Source organism: Spongiivirga citrea, assembly GCF_010671565.1.
Lineage (GTDB): Bacteria > Bacteroidota > Bacteroidia > Flavobacteriales > Flavobacteriaceae > Spongiivirga > Spongiivirga citrea.
Window position 1 is genome coordinate 403,685 of record NZ_JAABOQ010000003.1, and the last position, 18,394, is coordinate 422,078.

Here is an 18,394-nt window from a genome sequence, read left to right on the forward strand (position 1 = left end):
ACCGGCTACTGCATACTGATTAAGGTACCTCGATCTCGTTTACGATCTTATTAATAATATCCTCTGAGGTCACATTCTCAGCTTCGGCTTCATAGGTAATCCCAATACGGTGTCTTAGCACATCATGTACTACCGCACGAACATCTTCAGGAATTACATAGCCACGACGCTTAATAAATGCGTAACATTTAGAAGCATTTGCTAAGTTTATACTTCCTCGAGGAGAGGCTCCGAAACTTATTAATGGTTTAAGGTTGGAAAGATTAAATTTTTCTGGATAACGTGTTGCGAAAATGATGTCAAGAATATACTTCTCGATTTTTTCATCCATATACACTTCGCGTACGGCTTCCTGCGCTTTTTTTATTTGAGCGGTACTTACCACTGCATTCACTTTTTCAAAAGCTCCTTTTAAATTGGCTCGAACTATTTGTTGTTCTTCATCAACCTTAGGATAATCGATTACTGTTTTCAACATAAAACGGTCAACCTGCGCTTCTGGTAGCGGATATGTCCCTTCTTGCTCTACCGGGTTTTGCGTTGCCATTACTAAAAATGGTTTGTCTAAAATAAAAGTCTCATCACCAATGGTAACTTGCTTTTCCTGCATTGCTTCTAATAAAGCTGATTGCACTTTAGCTGGAGCACGGTTAATCTCATCTGCCAGTACGAAATTCGCAAAAATCGGTCCTTTTTTAATTGTGAAATCGTTCTCTTTAATATTGTAGATCATGGTACCTACAACATCGGCAGGTAGCAAGTCTGGCGTGAATTGTATTCTAGAAAATGAGCCTTTTACTGCTTGTGCAAGCGTATTAATAGCAAGAGTTTTTGCTAGACCAGGCACACCTTCTAATAAAATATGTCCTTGTCCTAAAAGACCAATTAACAATCGTTCGACCATATGATTTTGGCCAACAATTACTTTATTCATTTCTGCTGTTAGCAGATCGATAAATGCGCTTTCTTTTTCAATTTTCTCGTTAATTGCAGCAATATCTATAGTAGTATTTTCTTCCATGCAAGCCTTTATTTTAGTGGCGTGAATATAGTAATGTCTTTAAAGGTTCGCAAATTGTTAATTTAATCACTTTGTTAATGTTAATAGATGGTTAAAAAGAAAAAGCAGCCCAACACTTTGAACTGCTTTTAACAATACTATAAGAAGTATTAATAAAACTATCTTCTTTTTGAAGTTTACGGGCTTATCCTGTTACAGGAAGCTCCTCTAATTCAATAATACCTAAATCCGCACTTTTTCGGACTAATACTTCAACATTTTCAACCGTCTTTTCTTGGTAACCAGAATCGGTTGCAGGGGTGACTGTTATTTCGTATGAACCCTCGGGCATTCCGTTTAATACAAACTTTCCTCTTTTATCAACATAAGCAGAAACTGTGATTTCTCCATTAGTTGCAGTTACTATAGATTGAAAGGTAGATGGAGAAACCATACCCTCTATTTTTCCGCTATTAGATTCATCACTTGCTCTAATAACAGGTTTAAGTATTAAGTTGCCAGAATTTCCAGCATCGATTATTGACCTGCTAACATCAAAATCAAGCAAAAAGTTATGAGTAGATCCCGGTTCAAAAATATCATCAATTTTAATTTTTAATCCTGATTGCTCTGCACTTGGTGTTTTCAAATCATACACAGAACCATCCTTTTCAACGGTATTATTATCGCCCAACACCAATCTTATTTGTTCAATTTTACCTGCGGAAATATCTCCACTAACCAAAAGTGTATCAATACCTCCTGTTAGCTCAAGTAAATCGTAAATTCCCGTATTGACTGTACCAATAGATTCCCAACCAAATTCTTCGTCATTCAAGCTTTCATCTCCATCGGCCTTAGCTCGTTTGATTAGGACATCAGTCACTTCAATATTCACCTTATCATAATCTCCTGGCTTATCTGTTAGCCTAACAGCTATACTTGCTGTTCCTTCTTGCTTATCATCATTATCAGTACATGCTGTAATAGTTGCTATAGTAAGTAGCACTAGAAACGATCTTATTAAATTTTTCATTTTTATATAAATTTGGTTTAGTAAAGATTTGAATATATACGCTATCTTCGGATTTGTTAGATGTTTGTCTTATCAATAATACCTTTAAACAAGATACTAAAAAGATGGGTTATTCTCGAATTATTGCAGGCGCCATGAACTGGGGCGTCTGGAGTAAAAACTTAAACACAAACCAACAAGCCTCTTTAATTAACCATTGCCTGTCATTGGGGGTTACCACTTTCGATCATGCCGATATTTATGGAGGTTATACCACAGAAGCTAGCTTTGGTAAAGCATTCACTCAAAGTGAAGTAGGTCGTGATGCAGTTCAATTCATTTCTAAATGCGGAATTCAATACCCTGCTGATACTAGAGAAAATAGAGTGAAACACTACCAATATGATAAAGAATATATCATTTGGTCAGTGGAAACATCGCTTAAAAATCTCCATACAGATTACCTAGACCTCTTGTTATTACATCGCCCTAGTCCGTTAATGCACCCTGATGAAATTGCTGAGGCTATTGACGAATTACAAACTAGTGGAAAAATTCTAGATTTTGGTGTTTCTAACTTTACACCTTCACAAACCGATCTTATAGATTCAAAAGCGACCGTGCAAGTCAATCAAATTGAATTTTCATTGACTACTATTGAAGCTATGTTTAACGGGAGTCTAGACCATATGATGGCTAATGACATTATACCGATGGCTTGGAGCCCTTTAGGTTCTTATTTTAAGGAGGAAAATGAAACTACCTCTAGGATAAAACCTGTTTTAACGAAGCTGTCCGAAAAATATGAAACTGGTGAAGATCAGTTGATATTAGCTTGGCTACTCCATCACCCATCAGGAATTCATCCAGTAGTGGGTACCACAAATGAAGTTCGTCTTAAAAAAGCAGTAGAAGCGCTTGATATTGAATTAGAATTACAAGATTGGTTTGAATTATTAGTAGCCAGTCAAGGACACAAAGTTCCATAAAATGACAATTTAGTCTCCCTCCTTTAGGAGGAATTAAGGGAGGTGTCTCTCCAAGATTAAATTTCATAAAATAAGACTTGAACATGAGAAAAACAGCATTTATAACTGGAGCGACTAGCGGGATTGGTATGGCAACTGCCAAGCTTTTTGCTCAAAACAAAATCAATCTCATACTTTGTGGGAGAAGACAAGAACGCCTTGATAAATTAAAAAATGAATTAGCATCCAAAGTTGATGTGCATACATTGACCTTCGATGTGCGCGATCGAGAAGAAGTCTTTAGAACAATTGAAGGCCTGCCAGAGTCATTTCAAAAAATCGACATTCTTGTAAATAATGCAGGCAATGCCCATGGCCTTGATCTTATGCAAGATGGCAGCGTCGATGATTGGGATGCGATGATCGATATTAATGTAAAGGGACTTTTATATGTGAGTAAGGCTATTATGCCCAGAATGATCGAACAGAAAAGCGGTCATATTATTAATATTGGGTCGATTGCTGGAAAAGAAGTGTATCCAAAAGGCAATGTGTATTGCGCATCTAAATTCGCAGTTGATGCACTGAATAATGCGATGCGTATTGATCTTAATGAACACGGAATCCGAGTAGGTGCTGTCAACCCAGGTTTGGTAGAAACTGAATTTAGCGAAGTCCGTTTTAAAGGAGACTCAGATCGTGCGGCTGGAGTTTACAGTCCGTTGGATGCTTTACAAGCAGATGATATTGCAGACATCATCCACTTTGTAGTAACAAGACCGTATCATGTAAATATTGCTGATTTAGTTGTTGTGCCAACTGCCCAGGCATCGGCTTATGTGATTAATAAAAGGTAACTATTTATAATGAAAACATTAAACTGGCTCTTGTTGATAATAGTTTTTTTAAGCTGCGGCCCATCACCTTCTAATTTTTCAGAATCGGAATTATCCTTACTCAAAAACCTTCAATTTGAACAAGGGGTATTATCCAATTTAAAGCAGGACATTCATACGGAATTTACACAATTTGAAATATCAGACCCAGGTTACATCATACGCTCAGATGGAGAAAAGGAAAAAACTGGCGTAGAAAAGAAAAATGGGATTTCATTTAAAGTTCCCGAAAAACAGTCTGATAAGGTAATTCTTAATCACAAGGATTATCTCAAACAAAATGGGTATTTGATTTTTTTATCCGAAAGTGGTTACGAAAGTCCATCTATTATTTCTATCATTAAAGCTGAAGACAAATTCGATATTTTAAGAATTCAGAAAACAGATGGGATCAATTTCGATTTAGAGAATGACGATATCATCAAGAGACTCAAAATTTGGGATGAAACCTATGGCATTGAAATACTTGGGGCAGATTATGATTGGGTTGATTTTATTTTTATAAAAGACATTAAAAACCCTTCAGAATTCGCTCAAGAAGTGTACGATTTTTGTCCAGATTCAGTAGATCAAGGAGTTGGTGAAATTACAATTCTTGAGCAGATACTTCAACAGGAAAAAAGACTTTTTCTTTGGTGGGATTAATTCGTATTTGTAAAAAATGATCAACAAACGCCTTCTTATTAAAAACCTTCTCGCACATAATGACGAGAACAGTTTTTATGATAAGAAACGTAAGATCAATATCTCATTAAAAGAAGGAAAAGCAAAATTTCTAAAGCATGTTTGCGCTTTGTCAAATAGCAATCCAAAGAACAACAGTTATATCGTAATTGGTGTAGAAGATGAGGACAATAAGATCATGGGAGTCGACTTTTTTGATGACAGTAAAATTCAAAACCTCATCAATGCCTATTTTACAAATCCGCCGATCGTTTCGTATGAAAACATCCCATTTCCGCATCTACCAGAAGGAAAAGTAGTGGGTTTAGTAACTATTAGGCCAAACGAAAAACTTACCTCACTCCGTAAAAATATCTGGAAATACTATGGTGGTTCTATCTTCTTTAGGGAGGGAAGTACATCCATTTCTAAAGTATTTCAATCCGATATAAAAGATACAAATTCGAAGATCGTTGCCGCCATTGAATCACATGCTCAAAACAATATTTCACATACGTTGGATGGAGTGATGGATTTTATGAAAACCCGAGGTGATTATAACCCACAATACCGTGTTTTTAAAGAGTATTTTGTGGTTTGCTGGGCGGGAAATGAAAAAAAAATAAAAGGACAATCTTACTTTTCGCGTGTTGATATCGAATTAATAAACGAACAAGTAAAATTGTTTTACTCCGCTCTAGATGAAGTCTCAATTCAGGTAAGCGACGACACTTTTAAAATACTTGAATATGTGCATTTAGGCGTAAATGACAATTTTCAATATTATCCGTTAGAAGAAGTCACAATCACATTTAACGACAATGCCAGTTACAGTATAGATAGTGAACTAGTTTTCAACCCCCCACAATTCGACAAAAAAGTACTTCATCACATTTATAATGCAAATAATACCTTAATAGATAAACTAAAAAAAGGACAGGCTTTGACTCCAAGTGAAGAACAAGATTTAATCAATTTGCCGAGTACGTATATGATTTGTTATTTGAATTTATTTCATGAAGCAATTGACAAACTTGTAGAGGCAAAATCATATTTAAAAGAATACAATAACCAGACTAAATCTGCTTTTAAAGAGGCGATGCGAATACTTCGTAAAATACGCTACAACTAATAGTAATTTTAGGTATCAGCTCGAAAAGTTAGTTTCCAATTATTTGAAGCCAACTAACTTTTACTATCTTTAAACCACAACCAAAAAACAACTACGAATGGGACTTTTTGATGAGATAAAGAAGAAACTAAGCCATGAATTTATTGATATTGTTGAGTGGCTAGACAATACAGATAATACCATCGTTCATCGATTTGAACGCTATCAAAATGAAATAAAAAATGGAGCCAAACTAATCGTTCGTGAAGGGCAGGCAGCAGTATTTGTTAGCGAAGGACGATTGGCAGACGTTTTTACACCAGGCACATACGATCTTGAAACAAAAAACCTCCCAATATTGGCAACCCTTAAAGGTTGGAAATACGGATTTAATAGCCCATTTAAAGCGGAAGTTTATTTTGTAAATACCCATTTATTTACTGACGAAAAATGGGGAACAAAAAATGCCGTTATTTTAAGCGACGAACGTTTTGGTTTAACTGAAATACGCGCATTCGGTACATATTCATTTAGAATATCGGATCCTGGAAAATTTGTCGTTGACGTAGTTGGAACTGATGGGCATTTTACCAATTTTGAAGTCAACGAGCACCTTAAAAGTCTTATAGCTACCAAGTTTACAGACACTATTGGCGAAGCTAACTTACCCATTGAAATGTATGCAAGTAATGCGACTGAATTATCAGAAACTTGTCGCGAAGTCATGCAGCCAGAGTTTGATCGAGTGGGTATAGAACTTGAGCGTTTCTATATCGAAAATGTCTCGATGCCTGAAGATCTCAAAAAAGAGATCATGGAGTACAGTAGGCTAGATAAATTAGACATGGGCAAACTTGCTCAGTTTAAAGCAGCAAAAGCAATGGAAGCTGCTGCTAAAAATGAAGGTGGTACTGCAGGAGCTGGAATGGGAATGGGAATGGGCTTTGTACTTGCTCAACAAATGGGCGGTATGATGAATCCAGGAATGCTGGGCGCACAAAAAGGCGCACAACAACCACAAGCTGCAGCCGTACCGCCACCAATGCCAACAGCGGTTACATATTACTATGCAGTAAATGGTGCTCAACAGGGTCCAGTTACGGTCGATGCTTTAAGAAATTTATTTGCCAGTCGAACGGTGAATAAAGATTCGCTTGTATGGAAACAAGGTATGGATGGATGGAAAGCTCTTAAGGATGTAGAAGAGTTGAAATCGTTTTTAGGCGGAAGTACCCCACCGCCGTTACCTACAAGCTAGAAATAATATCTCTCTAAATCTCTCTTTAAAGGGAGACTTTATTTATGAATTCAATTAACTAATAGGTCAGACACAAAGCCCTCTGCTTTGAAGGAGAGGGTTGGTGAGGATGTATCCATGGAAGAACAAACCATTAAAAAATCCAATCAAAAAAAAGCATGTGCTAACTGCGGTGCCGAGCTCAATTTTAAGCCAGGATCCGACCAGTTAAAATGCGACTATTGTGGGTACGAAGAGTTTATAGAAAATGATAAAACGAGCTTTGAGGAACTCGAATTATCCCATTATTTAAATACTGTAGGCAACGAAGCGCATACGCAAACAATTAGTGTCATTAATTGTAAGAATTGTGGCGCCAATCAGCATGTTGAAGAAAATTATAAATCGCTTGCCTGTGTATATTGTAACGAGCCACTTATTTTAGAAGATCAACAAGATGAGTCTTGGATATTTCCTGGGGCAGTAGTTCCCTTTCAATTTGATAAAAACAAGGCAAGACAAGTTTTTAAAAAATGGGTTGGTGGCATTTGGTTTGCTCCAAATAAACTTAAGAGAGCTGCTCTAGATGCTGAAGGTCTGCATGGGTTGTATATTCCGTATTGGACATTTGATTGTAATTTATACGCTTCTTACCAAGGGCAACGCGGTGTCTATTATTATGAAACTAGAAAAGTAAGAACAAAAAATGGTGTGCGAACCCAGCAAGTCCGAAAAACACGATGGTCGCATGCATCTGGAAATGTAAGCGGTTTTATAGATGATATTTTAATCAATGCTTCTGAGAAAAAAAGACGAGAAATCCCCACGAAAATCTCACGTTGGGATTTAAAAAAACTAGTTCCTTTTACTGAAGAATATTTATCTGGTTTTGTAACTGAAAAATATACCATCTCTTTAAAAGATGGACATCATCACTCTTTCCAAAAAGCTAAAGACGTTGCTTATAACTGGATTCGACAAGATATCGGCGGCGATACGCAAAGAGTAAGTCATGCTGATATTAATCTATCGGATGAGACTTTTAAGCACATTTTGCTTCCTGTTTATATAAGTTCATATATCTATAATGGAAAGGATTATCATTTTTATGTTAATGGGCAGACTGGCCAAATTGCTGGTAAATATCCCATTTCATTCTGGAAAGTATTTTTTCTTATCTTATTAGTCATTATTATTGTCAGCTTAATTGTAGTTTATTCGCAATGAGCAGAACATTGGTAATTGGAGATATCCATGGAGCGTTAAAAGCGCTTATTCAAATCTTAGATCGAGCACAAGTTACGCCACAAGACCATCTTATTTTTTTAGGGGATTATGTCGACGGATGGAGCGATGCAGCTGAAACAATTGATTATTTAATTCAATTAAAATCTACTCATAACTGTACATTTATAAAAGGAAACCATGATGAGTTGGCGAATGATTGGTTAAAGAAAGGCAAAAATAATCAGACTTGGTTAATGCATGGTGGTCAGACAACCGTAGAGAGTTACAAACCATACGACCCCGAAACACGTAATATTCATATACAATTTAACGACACTCTGGAACACTATTATTTAGATGATAAGAATCGGCTTTTCCTTCATGCTGGCTTTACGAACTTAAAAGGGGTGAAGTTCGAATACTTTTCAAAGCTATTCTATTGGGATCGCACGTTGTGGGAAATGGCTTTGTCGATCGATCCATTATTGACAAAAGAAGATCAGAATTTTCCCCAACGATTGTTACAATATGAGGAAATATATATTGGACATACTCCAGTTACCAGAATAGGAAAAACAACGCCTGTAAAAGCTGCGAATGTTTGGAATATTGATACTGGCGCTGCATTTAAAGGTCCGCTCACTATTCTTAATGTAGATACCAAAGAGTTTTGGCAGAGTGATCCTGTATATAAATTGTATCCTTTAGAGAATGGACGGAATTGACAATTTATATCTCTCATGATTAATTACAATAACAAAAAATTCCGTCCAATTAGTAATTCTGACAATTCTGAAACTGACTCGGAAACTGAATTTGTGTATAAGCAGGAAGGAAATATTGTTACTTCAACTTATCAAGGCAACCAAATTACAAAAGGACACCTCATCGGCACTGTTGATAAAAACGGAATTATAGATATGCGGTATCATCAGGTAAACTATAAAGGTGAACTAATGTCTGGAATTTGTAAATCGACTCCTGAAATTCTGGCAAACGGTAAAATTAAGTTGCATGAAGTATGGCAATGGACATCTGGAGATTTATCTAGAGGGAGTTCAGTTTTGGAGGAAATCTAGCGGACATTTATCCTGAACGAAGATAAACAGGAAACAAAACAGGACAAACCGCACACCTTAACATTTAGCAGGGGGAATTTTCCCGTATACAATCCTCAATATACCTCTTACATAACACATACTTTACATGCATCTTTGTAAAGCTATTAATCGATAATGTAAAGTTGACATAAACGGAACCACCTAGTCATATTTACTTTTGATTTTTGCTAAACAACCTAACAACATGAAAAGGTATTTACGCATTTTTTTGATCTTGCTGGTGCTTGCAATTGAAACCTTCTATTTAGTTTCTACTGCAACAGATGAAGATAAACAAGCAAATGATCTGGCAACAGTTGAAGTTGTCAACCAATAACAATATATACGAGTTCACATATTCTTCATATAATTTTGGTTAGTTAGAATTTGAAAAACCTTGACGATAATGTCAAGGTTTTTTTCTTAGCGGGCTAGTCTTCAGCAAATAGGAAAACATACCTTATTAAATTGGGGCATTATAAATATGTCTAAAAACAATCACACAATTAATCTTAAACAACCGACTAATGAAAAGAACATTCAATTTTATGAAACTGGCATTTCTCGTGATAGCATTAATTTCAATCTCTTGTTCTCCCGAAGATGGTAGAGATGGTGAACAAGGTTCTCAAGGTGTAGCTGGCCAAGACGGACAGGATGGTACTGACGGTAACGCAAACGTAGTGGCAAGCCCGTGGTTTGATGAGGAGTTTCCTAATACTGCATCAACCTCGGCATCTTTTAACAGAACAGATACTGCAATTGATCAAGATGTTGCCAATGCAGCTGCATTTTTGGTATACGGTAAACGGTTTACGCTGGGTGGAACCGACATTATTGTGCAGCTTCCAGTAACAGATGACGAAAGAACCTATTTTTATGAGTTATTTCCTCAGACCAATAGAATATTCTTTAGAGCAGAATCTGTTGATAAGACAACACAGTTTATTTTTGATGATTATGCCCAATTTAGATTTGTCATTATCCCATCTAACAATTCCACTGGAAAAGGCAGCTCTCCAGACTTTTCAAAAATGAGTTATGAAGAAGTGATGGATTACTTTGGCTTAACATATTAGAAAATAAAAACTACTTCCTAATAGGAAGTGGTTTTACTTTTACTCTGTAAGATCTTTAAAGATCAAACTTAATTCCTTGTGCCAACGGTAACTCTGTTGTATAATTAATTGTATTAGTTTGTCTTCTCATATATACTTTCCAAGCATCTGAACCAGATTCGCGACCACCACCAGTTTCTTTTTCACCACCAAAAGCACCACCAATTTCAGCACCACTAGTACCAATATTTACATTGGCAATACCACAATCTGATCCTGCATGACTTAAAAAGCGTTCTGCCTCTCTTAAATTGTTGGTCATAATTGCAGATGATAATCCTTGCGCCACTCCATTCTGAGTATCGATGGCATTTTCTACATCACCAGAATATTTTAATAGGTATAATACCGGAGCGAAAGTCTCGTGTTGTACAATCTCAAATGAGTTATCAGCTTCGGCAATTGCTGGTTTTACATAGCAACCACTTTCATAACCTTCACCTGAAAGCACTCCTCCCTCGACAACTACTTTACCACCTTCTTGTACCACTTTCTCAAGTGCATTTTGGTAACCATTTACAGCATCAGTGTCAATTAAAGGTCCAACATGATTATTCTCATCAAGCGGATTCCCGATTCTTAATTGATCATATGCATCAACCACTGCGTTTTTTACTTGATCATAAATACTTTCATGAATGATCAATCTTCTTGTAGAAGTACAACGTTGTCCAGCAGTACCTACTGCTCCAAAAACAGCTCCTATTACAGTCATTTTAATATCAGCATCTGGAGTAACTATAATGGCATTATTTCCACCTAGTTCTAAAAGTGACTTCCCTAAACGCTCACCAACCGTTTTAGCTACAATTTTTCCCATTCTAGTGGATCCTGTTGCAGATACTAATGGAATACGCTTATCTGTTGTCATCATTTCACCAACACGATAATCACCATTAATTAGGCATGAGATACCCTCTGGTAAATCGTTATCCTTTAAAACTTGTGCTATTATATTTTGACAAGCAACACCACATAACGGTGTTTTTTCACTCGGTTTCCAAACACACACATCACCACAAATCCAAGCTAAAGCAGTATTCCATGCCCAAACTGCTACTGGGAAGTTAAAGGCAGAAATTATTCCAACAACACCCAGCGGATGGTACTGCTCATACATTCTATGTCCAGGTCGTTCTGAGTGCATAGTCAGACCATGTAGTTGACGTGAAAGTCCAACAGCAAAATCACAGATATCAATCATCTCCTGAACCTCACCTAGACCCTCTTGATATGATTTTCCCATTTCATAAGAAACCAATTTTCCAAGAGGTTCTTTCAACTCGCGTAATTTCTCACCAAACTGACGTACAATCTCTCCTCTTAGGGGAGCTGGTTTTGTTCTCCAACTTTTAAATGCCAAAGTAGCCGACTGCATTACCTTTTCGTAATCTTCCTTAGTAGTTGTTTTTACTTTTCCAATTAGTTCACCATCCACTGGCGAGTACGAAGAAATTTCCTCTCCATTAGAAAACCAATTAGAACCTGTTGAAGTCCCATTATTTATTGTGTGTAACCCCAGTTCTCTTAGGGCTGTATCCATTCCAAAATCAGTTGCGACTGTTGTCATATTTATAACTTTTTATGGTGTTATTGTTATGTTTTGCTAAAGTAGTAAATGGTATTTCAAATAAAGATAATTCATCTCGAAATTTAGCACCACTTATTCCTGTAAAACCTCCACTTAAAGTTTGTTAGATACCAACTAAAGTGTGGGCATAGGAAAATCCCCCTAATTAATTCAAATTGAAGGTCCGAACTTTAATATTTCGTATCTTAATATGTTGCACCAATGCAGCTGACTAAGACTTTGTGTCATGAGAAACATCATTTCCTCCTTAACAGTCATTATCTTCTTAATTAGTTCATCCAAAGTAGTGGGTCAGATCAATCCCAAAATTGATAGTCTGAAACAAGTTTTAACTACTTCAGCAACCGACTCTGCCAAAGTTCAGCTATATGGGCAAATAGCTTGGGCCTATGCGAGTACAAGAATACAAACAGCAGAAGCAAGAACTTATGCTGACAGCATTAGACTTATAGCCGAGCGCACCCAAGACCAATATTATATTGCTAGATACAATTTCTATTACGGTGTAGTCGATCGATTAGAAGGCAAGAATAATTCTGGGATTTACCATATGAACAAATATGTTGCGTACAACAAAAGGCAAGGTGACTCTTCAAGAGTTGCTGGAGGTTTGTTTCAGATAGCAGCTATGCAATCAGCAATGGGAGTCTATGAGAAAGCAATTGCTACTCATTACAGAGTGTTGTCAATTGAAGAACAGAATAATGATCAAAATGGGATTGCCTACACTAAACAAGGTATTGGGATTGCACTGTTTGAAACCCAACGTCATAATGAAGCACTGGTATATTTAAATGAAGCATTAGCCCTCTATAAAAAACTAAATCGTCTTGGTGGTCAGGCCAATGTCCATGTTACTCTTGGCAATGTATATACCCAAATGAGTAATATTGAAGATGCAAAAGAAAATTACGAGCAAGCCCTAAGAAATTTCAAAAAAATTAATTCGCCATGGGGTATTGCTTTAACCCAATCTAATATTGGTCACTTAAATGAAAAAACGGGAAATTTTAACGATTCAAAAAGCAATCATCTAAAGGCTTTAAAAATCCGAGAATCTCTTCCAAATAAAGAACTCCTTACAAGAAGTTTATTGGCTGTTGGAGTTGTTCATCATCACGACAAAGAGTACAACAAGGCATTGGAGTATTTTAATAGGGCAAAAAAAACGGCTAAAGAAACGGACTCTAAATCATTAATGAGAGATATTCAATTTCGAATGAGCGAAACTTTTGCCGCAATGAACAACTATAAAGCGGCCTTTGAAGCAAGAACTGCCCAAATGATATTAAAAGACAGCATTTATGATAAAACCAAAGCCCATCAAATCGCTGATTTACAAACCAAGTACGAAACGGAACAAAAAGACAAAGAAATCCTGACTCTAACAAGAGAAAATGAAATTCAACAGGTCAAAGCCGATACACAAACTACCATAAAAAATGCTGTTATAGGGGGGATATTCTTAATAGGCATTATCGCTGGATTGATTATTTACAACTTGCGACAGCGTTTGAAATCGCAAAAACTTCTCCTTGCAAAAAATGAACAACTTAAAAATGCAAAACTAAAAGAACAGCTTCAAGATTTAGAGATGAAAGCCCTGCGTGCACAAATGAATCCGCACTTTTTGTTTAATTGTTTAAATGCAATCAACACGATGATTCTTCAAAATGATGGCGACAATGCCTCACGGTATCTGGCTAAATTCTCAAAATTGGTCCGGCTTATTCTTGAAAATTCGGAACAGCAGAAAGTATCATTAAAAGATGAGCTAGACATGTTGGAATCGTATATTCAATTAGAGGCTATCCGTTTTAACAACAAAATGGATTATGATATTAATGTAGACGAGTCTATTGATCAGTTCAATACCTTTATTCCTTCTATGGTATTGCAACCTTTTGTTGAAAATGGAATATGGCATGGACTACTGCATAAAGAGAAAAAGGGCTTGTTAACCATCAATATAAAAGAAAACAATGACGATCTACTCTGTGAAATTATTGACAATGGTATTGGGCGTGAAAAATCATTAAGTCTTGAAAAGCAAGAACATCTCAAGAAAAAATCAATGGGCATTAAGATTACGACAGAACGTCTAAAAATACTGACTCAGCAAAAAATGAATGAACTTGTTAATATCATCGATCTAAAAGATGAAAACAACAATGCCCTTGGAACTAAAGTTAATATTGCAATCCCAACTTCATGACTAGAGCGATCATAATAGACGACGAAGAGGGCGCTCGTGAGGGCCTCAGCCTTTTAATGCAAAAGTATTGTGCTGATGTAGAAATATTGGCCCTGTGCAATGGGGGCAAACAAGGTATAGAAGCAATTCATACCTATAAACCCGAACTTGTTTTTCTTGATGTACAAATGCCAGGAATGTCTGGTTTTCAAATGCTGGAAACACTTGGTAACATCGATTTTGAGATCATTTTTGTGACGGCATATGATAAATATGCCATTAAAGCAATTAAGTTTAGCGCACTTGATTACCTGTTAAAACCGGTCGATATAGATGATCTAATCAAATCAGTACAAAAAGTACAACAAAAACAGTTTCAGAAACAGCAGGCAGGTTTTCAATCATTGTTGAATAATATGAGTCAGATACAAGATGAGCTTACCCGACTGGCAATCCCCTCAGATAATGAGATTATCATGCAAGAAGTTAAAGATATTGTTTATTGTGAAGCTGATAGTAGTTATACCACTATTCATATTGCAAATGATAAAAAGTTGACGGTGTCAAAAACCTTAAAGGAATTTGAGATCATTCTTCCAGAAACGAAATTTTGCCGGATTCATCATGGAACCTTGGTTAACATTGAACATGTTTCTAAGTATATAAAGGGAGAAGGTGGTTATGTAATCGTTTCCAACGGGCAGCATCTCAACGTTTCTCGTCGAAAAAAAGAGTCTTTCATTCAAATGCTTTCCAAAGTGTAGCTTGTACTTCGGACTAAATTACACTTATCCCTTTTTAACCTCCACTTACTAGTTTCCCATAGTAACTGCTTCGATATCAATATAGTTTTGATCCTGTTAATCAATTACAAACAAGATCATGAAAAACTATCGACGAATCAATTTATCATTTAGTGTATCATTAATTCTCGCTGCAATTATTCTGGCAATATGCATGTCATGTGAAGATGATGATGCCATACCGCAACAAGACCCTAATCAAGATCCGCCACCAACAGAAGGTTCCGTTGGCCTAAAAAATTTAAACAATAATGCAATGTTGTTTTACTGCTAATATGCTGTTTAACAAAAGGGAGGTTTTATGCCGTTGTTTTCAACGCTAAGAAGAGTATTCTTTTTTGGTAAAAACCTCCTCATTGCTTTATCTAAAAACAAAACAATCATGAAACATTCAAAACATATTTTAGTTGGTTTTATTTTCATTTTAGCCCTTGCTTCTTGCAAGAAAGACGACGATTCTCCTTTAGATATTCCTAATAATCCACCTGTGGCCGAGGAAATTGCTGAAGATTATGAAGCGCTTAAGGCACTGTACAATGCCAACCCAAATAATAATCTCGATTGGGACTTAGACGACAAAACCTTAAAAAGCTGGGAAGGTTTGACCCTTGTAAATGATCGCGTGACTGAAATTCGAATTCCCACAAAAGGAATAGACAAATTACCTCCAGCTATTGGCACTATCAGCGAATTAAAAGTACTCGGATTATTGGACAACACTATCTCGGTAATTCCAGCCACTATAGTGGCACTAAAAAAACTAGAGGTGTTGAATTTAGAAGGAAATAAATTAGAAGGTTTACTTCCAGAAATTAGTCAGATGACAAGCTTGAAGTTCCTTAGTTTAAAAAGCAACCAACTAAGAGATTTACCATACGATATGGACGAATTGACCGCACTTGCAGTACTTGATATTGAAGATAACGTGCTGATTAAAATTCCATATGAAATATGTATTCTTGAAGAAAACGGGACTAACGTGATTAAGAATCCAAGAACAGAATGTGATTTAGTCAACTACCATTATAGGGGCCTAAAAGCCTTGAATGATGCAAACCCAAATAACATATTAAGTTGGGATTTAAATGATACGACTATGGCTAGTTGGGCCGACATAATTCTTGCGAACGAAGGAATAGTTGAAGAACTTGACCTACAATCAAAGGGCTTATCAACTATCCCTAAAGAAATCGGAAATTTACTCGGCTTAAAATACCTTAACCTAACAAGCAATGGGATAACTCAACTTCCTGATGAATTTACGAGGCTTACGAGTTTAATGGTTCTAGATATGGAAGAAAACAGTCTGTCTGGCCTTCCTAATGCATTTGGAAAGTTAAATAACCTAATTGAACTAGACCTTTCAGAAAACCTATTGGTGTCATTGCCAGAATCAATAGGAATTATTCGGAATCTTGAAACAATTGATCTTACAGAAAATTTATTGAAGAAACTTCCTGAGTCAATAACCAATTTGTCAATGCTAAGAAGTCTTGATGCGGATAATAATGCCTTAGAGATTATTCCAATTTCAATTGGTGATCTTCAAAATTTACAGAACCTAGATTTAGAAGATAATAACATAGAGCTAATCCCACAAAGTATTAAAGATTTACAAAGTATTGATGTAATAAACTTAGAAAATAATAAAATCGCAATACTGCCACAAGAGATAACGCAACTAGCCACGTTAAGAGTGTTTTCGTTTTCTGGAAATCCACTACAAGGTCCATTAACAATAGAGCTCTGTGATCTTCACATTCAGGGAATATTGTACTTAGATGCAGATCAACTTACTACCTCAGGCTGCCCTACACCATAAATACTACAGTAATGAAAAATTTCAAAAATATCTCCAGAATTGCGATGATAATATCTATATGTTTCTTCTTACCAAATAGAGTCGAGGCACAACTAAGAAAAACTACGGTGGTAAAACAAACCACTGTAAAACGCGGAGTTATAAGAAAAAGACCGGTTAAAGTACGACGTGTCGCTCATGTTCGCTACCGACATTTGCCAAGATGGGGTGCTACTGTAAGACGAATTGGCTTTGGCTATCGAACAATCGCTTACAGAGGGGTCGGTTTTAGGTTTTATAAAGGCATTTGGTATCGACCAAGTGGGCGACGACTTGTTGTTGCACGAGCACCTTTTGGTGTCCGTGTAAAGGTATTACCTGTAGGCTATAGCCGATTTGTTATCGGACTACGCCCCTACTTTTATTATTACGGAACTTTTTACACAAAAGTCGATGGAACCGATGAATACCAAGTTGTTGAACCACCAATAGGTGCGGAAATCGATGCGCTTCCTGACGGATATAAGATTGTCGAAGTTAATGGACAAGAATACTATAAACTTGAAAACACTTATTACGAAGCACACATCGATGATAACGAAAATGAATATTATGTCGTAGTGGCTGACCCTACCAGATAATTCAATAAAACTTAGGACTAATGAATAAAATAACACCTATATCCTATCTATTCTTGCCGATAATATTTAGCCTTTGCTTTGGATGCAATAAAGATGACTCTTCTAAAGTAAATACAGTTATAAATAATGTAGGCAGCCGTATAGATATTACTACTATGAATAATGGTGATGAACGCACCTACATCATTTATATACCCAGTACTTATAATCCTGAAAAAGAACACCCTCTTGTATTTCAATTACATGGGGGTTCAGGTAATGGTGAAAAGTTTTACAACATATCCGGATGGAACGATATTGCCGAGGAGAATGGGTTAATTATCGTATATCCTACTTCATTTGCCTACGATATGAAAAATAATGGCTGTGGTAATAATCGTGTGACGCATTGGAATAATTACAATTTACCTAGTGAAGTTTGCAATGTGAATGACCTAAGAGATGAAACTAACTTTTTAAACCAAGTCATTAACGAGGTAAAAGCTAGTTATACTATTGATGAAAGTCGGATATATATGGCCGGATTTTCACGTGGTTCAGGAATGGTAAATAGGTTGGGAATTGAATTATCAAATAAGATAACTGCTGTTGGTGGCTTAGCTGGGTTTTTACCTGGTGATACCATTTACACTCCACAACGAAAACTACCTATTCATATTATGTTGGGCACGCTGGATGAGAAAATTGCTTCCCAAACCATATTCAATACTGAAATTCCGTTTGATTTAGATGAAATGTTAGATGACCCTGGCTTAAAAGATATCCTTAAAACCTATATAGCCAGCTATAACCTTGACCCTAATTACACTCTTATACATAGTTCTGCAAGCGGAAGAACCTATCGCTTTGAAGGTAACTCAGGAGCTCCAGAAAATGTAATGCTCTTTTCATTGCTAAAAGATGTTACTCATGTGTTTCCAAACCCGCCAATAGAAGCCGGAGCCGCAGATATATTCTGGAAGTTTTTTCAGCAGTACTCGCTTTAATTCTTTAAGTCCTCCTCCAACCTCCTTAAAAAATTTCCTTTCT

Annotated in this window: 19 protein-coding genes; 16 read left to right on the forward strand and 3 right to left on the reverse strand. The window is 36.4% G+C overall.

What is annotated here, in order from left to right:
• Window positions 1-19: 19 nt before the first annotated feature.
• Window positions 20-1,021 (reverse strand): AAA family ATPase, encoded by a 1,002-nt coding sequence (locus GWK10_RS08520; protein WP_164031557.1) that lies wholly within the window; start codon window positions 1,019-1,021, stop codon window positions 20-22.
• A gap of 184 nt (window positions 1,022-1,205) precedes the next feature.
• Window positions 1,206-2,036 (reverse strand): DUF4382 domain-containing protein, encoded by an 831-nt coding sequence (locus tag GWK10_RS08525; RefSeq protein ID WP_164031559.1) that lies wholly within the window; start codon window positions 2,034-2,036, stop codon window positions 1,206-1,208.
• Window positions 2,037-2,140: 104 nt separating this feature from the next.
• Here GWK10_RS08525 and GWK10_RS08530 point away from each other — a divergent pair, with 104 nt between their 5' ends.
• The 10 genes from GWK10_RS08530 to GWK10_RS08570 all read left to right on the forward strand — a co-directional run bounded on the left by GWK10_RS08530 (window position 2,141) and on the right by GWK10_RS08570 (window position 10,296).
• Window positions 2,141-3,004, forward strand: a complete 864-nt coding sequence (locus tag GWK10_RS08530; RefSeq protein ID WP_164031561.1) for an aldo/keto reductase — start codon at window positions 2,141-2,143, stop codon at window positions 3,002-3,004.
• Between the two features lie 83 nt (window positions 3,005-3,087).
• The gene (locus GWK10_RS08535; protein ID WP_164031563.1) at window positions 3,088-3,840 is read left to right on the forward strand and encodes an SDR family NAD(P)-dependent oxidoreductase; all 753 of its coding nucleotides are present in this window, start codon (window positions 3,088-3,090) and stop codon (window positions 3,838-3,840) included.
• 9 nt (window positions 3,841-3,849) lie between these two features.
• Window positions 3,850-4,524, forward strand: coding sequence for a DUF4253 domain-containing protein (locus GWK10_RS08540; protein WP_164031566.1), 675 nt, complete (start codon window positions 3,850-3,852; stop codon window positions 4,522-4,524).
• 16 nt (window positions 4,525-4,540) lie between these two features.
• Window positions 4,541-5,674 (forward strand): ATP-binding protein, encoded by a 1,134-nt coding sequence (locus GWK10_RS08545; RefSeq protein ID WP_164031568.1) that lies wholly within the window; start codon window positions 4,541-4,543, stop codon window positions 5,672-5,674.
• Between the two features lie 97 nt (window positions 5,675-5,771).
• Window positions 5,772-6,911, forward strand: coding sequence for an SPFH domain-containing protein (locus tag GWK10_RS08550; RefSeq protein ID WP_164031570.1), 1,140 nt, complete (start codon window positions 5,772-5,774; stop codon window positions 6,909-6,911).
• A gap of 117 nt (window positions 6,912-7,028) precedes the next feature.
• Window positions 7,029-8,117, forward strand: a complete 1,089-nt coding sequence (locus GWK10_RS08555; protein WP_164031920.1) for a DNA helicase PriA — start codon at window positions 7,029-7,031, stop codon at window positions 8,115-8,117.
• Window positions 8,114-8,842, forward strand: a complete 729-nt coding sequence (locus tag GWK10_RS08560; protein WP_164031572.1) for a metallophosphoesterase family protein — start codon at window positions 8,114-8,116, stop codon at window positions 8,840-8,842. Before GWK10_RS08555 ends, GWK10_RS08560 begins: the two co-directional genes overlap by 4 nt.
• Window positions 8,843-8,857: 15 nt before the next feature.
• Complete coding sequence (locus tag GWK10_RS08565; protein ID WP_164031574.1) at window positions 8,858-9,196, forward strand: n-acetylglutamate synthase; 339 nt, start codon at window positions 8,858-8,860, stop codon at window positions 9,194-9,196.
• 226 nt (window positions 9,197-9,422) lie between these two features.
• A complete protein-coding gene (locus tag GWK10_RS18565; RefSeq protein ID WP_262886646.1) occupies window positions 9,423-9,554 on the forward strand; it encodes a hypothetical protein in 132 nt (43 codons plus the stop codon).
• Between the two features lie 190 nt (window positions 9,555-9,744).
• The gene (locus GWK10_RS08570) at window positions 9,745-10,296 is read left to right on the forward strand and encodes a hypothetical protein (protein ID WP_164031576.1); all 552 of its coding nucleotides are present in this window, start codon (window positions 9,745-9,747) and stop codon (window positions 10,294-10,296) included.
• A 55-nt stretch (window positions 10,297-10,351) separates the two neighbouring features.
• On the opposite strand, the gene amaB is transcribed toward GWK10_RS08570, so the two are convergent.
• Window positions 10,352-11,905 carry an L-piperidine-6-carboxylate dehydrogenase gene (gene amaB / locus GWK10_RS08575; RefSeq protein ID WP_164031578.1) on the reverse strand — a complete coding sequence of 518 codons (1,554 nt, stop codon included), beginning with the start codon at window positions 11,903-11,905 and terminating at the stop codon, window positions 10,352-10,354.
• A gap of 247 nt (window positions 11,906-12,152) precedes the next feature.
• Between amaB and GWK10_RS08580 the strand changes: the two genes are divergently transcribed.
• From GWK10_RS08580 to GWK10_RS08605, 6 genes are all read left to right on the forward strand, one after another.
• Window positions 12,153-14,141 carry a tetratricopeptide repeat-containing sensor histidine kinase gene (locus GWK10_RS08580; RefSeq protein ID WP_164031581.1) on the forward strand — a complete coding sequence of 663 codons (1,989 nt, stop codon included), beginning with the start codon at window positions 12,153-12,155 and terminating at the stop codon, window positions 14,139-14,141.
• Window positions 14,138-14,884 carry a LytR/AlgR family response regulator transcription factor gene (locus GWK10_RS08585; RefSeq protein WP_164031584.1) on the forward strand — a complete coding sequence of 249 codons (747 nt, stop codon included), beginning with the start codon at window positions 14,138-14,140 and terminating at the stop codon, window positions 14,882-14,884. The genes GWK10_RS08580 and GWK10_RS08585 overlap by 4 nt, the downstream gene beginning before the upstream one ends.
• Window positions 14,885-15,002: 118 nt before the next feature.
• Window positions 15,003-15,197, forward strand: coding sequence for a hypothetical protein (locus GWK10_RS08590; protein ID WP_164031586.1), 195 nt, complete (start codon window positions 15,003-15,005; stop codon window positions 15,195-15,197).
• A 108-nt stretch (window positions 15,198-15,305) separates the two neighbouring features.
• Entirely contained in the window at window positions 15,306-16,745 is a 1,440-nt protein-coding gene (locus tag GWK10_RS08595; RefSeq protein WP_164031588.1) for a leucine-rich repeat domain-containing protein, read from the forward strand.
• Window positions 16,746-16,756: 11 nt separating this feature from the next.
• Window positions 16,757-17,365: a DUF6515 family protein gene (locus tag GWK10_RS08600; protein ID WP_164031590.1), complete on the forward strand. Its 609-nt coding sequence runs from the start codon at window positions 16,757-16,759 to the stop codon at window positions 17,363-17,365.
• A gap of 20 nt (window positions 17,366-17,385) precedes the next feature.
• A complete protein-coding gene (locus GWK10_RS08605) occupies window positions 17,386-18,351 on the forward strand; it encodes an alpha/beta hydrolase family esterase (RefSeq protein WP_164031592.1) in 966 nt (321 codons plus the stop codon).
• The last annotated feature ends 43 nt before the right edge of the window (window positions 18,352-18,394 follow it).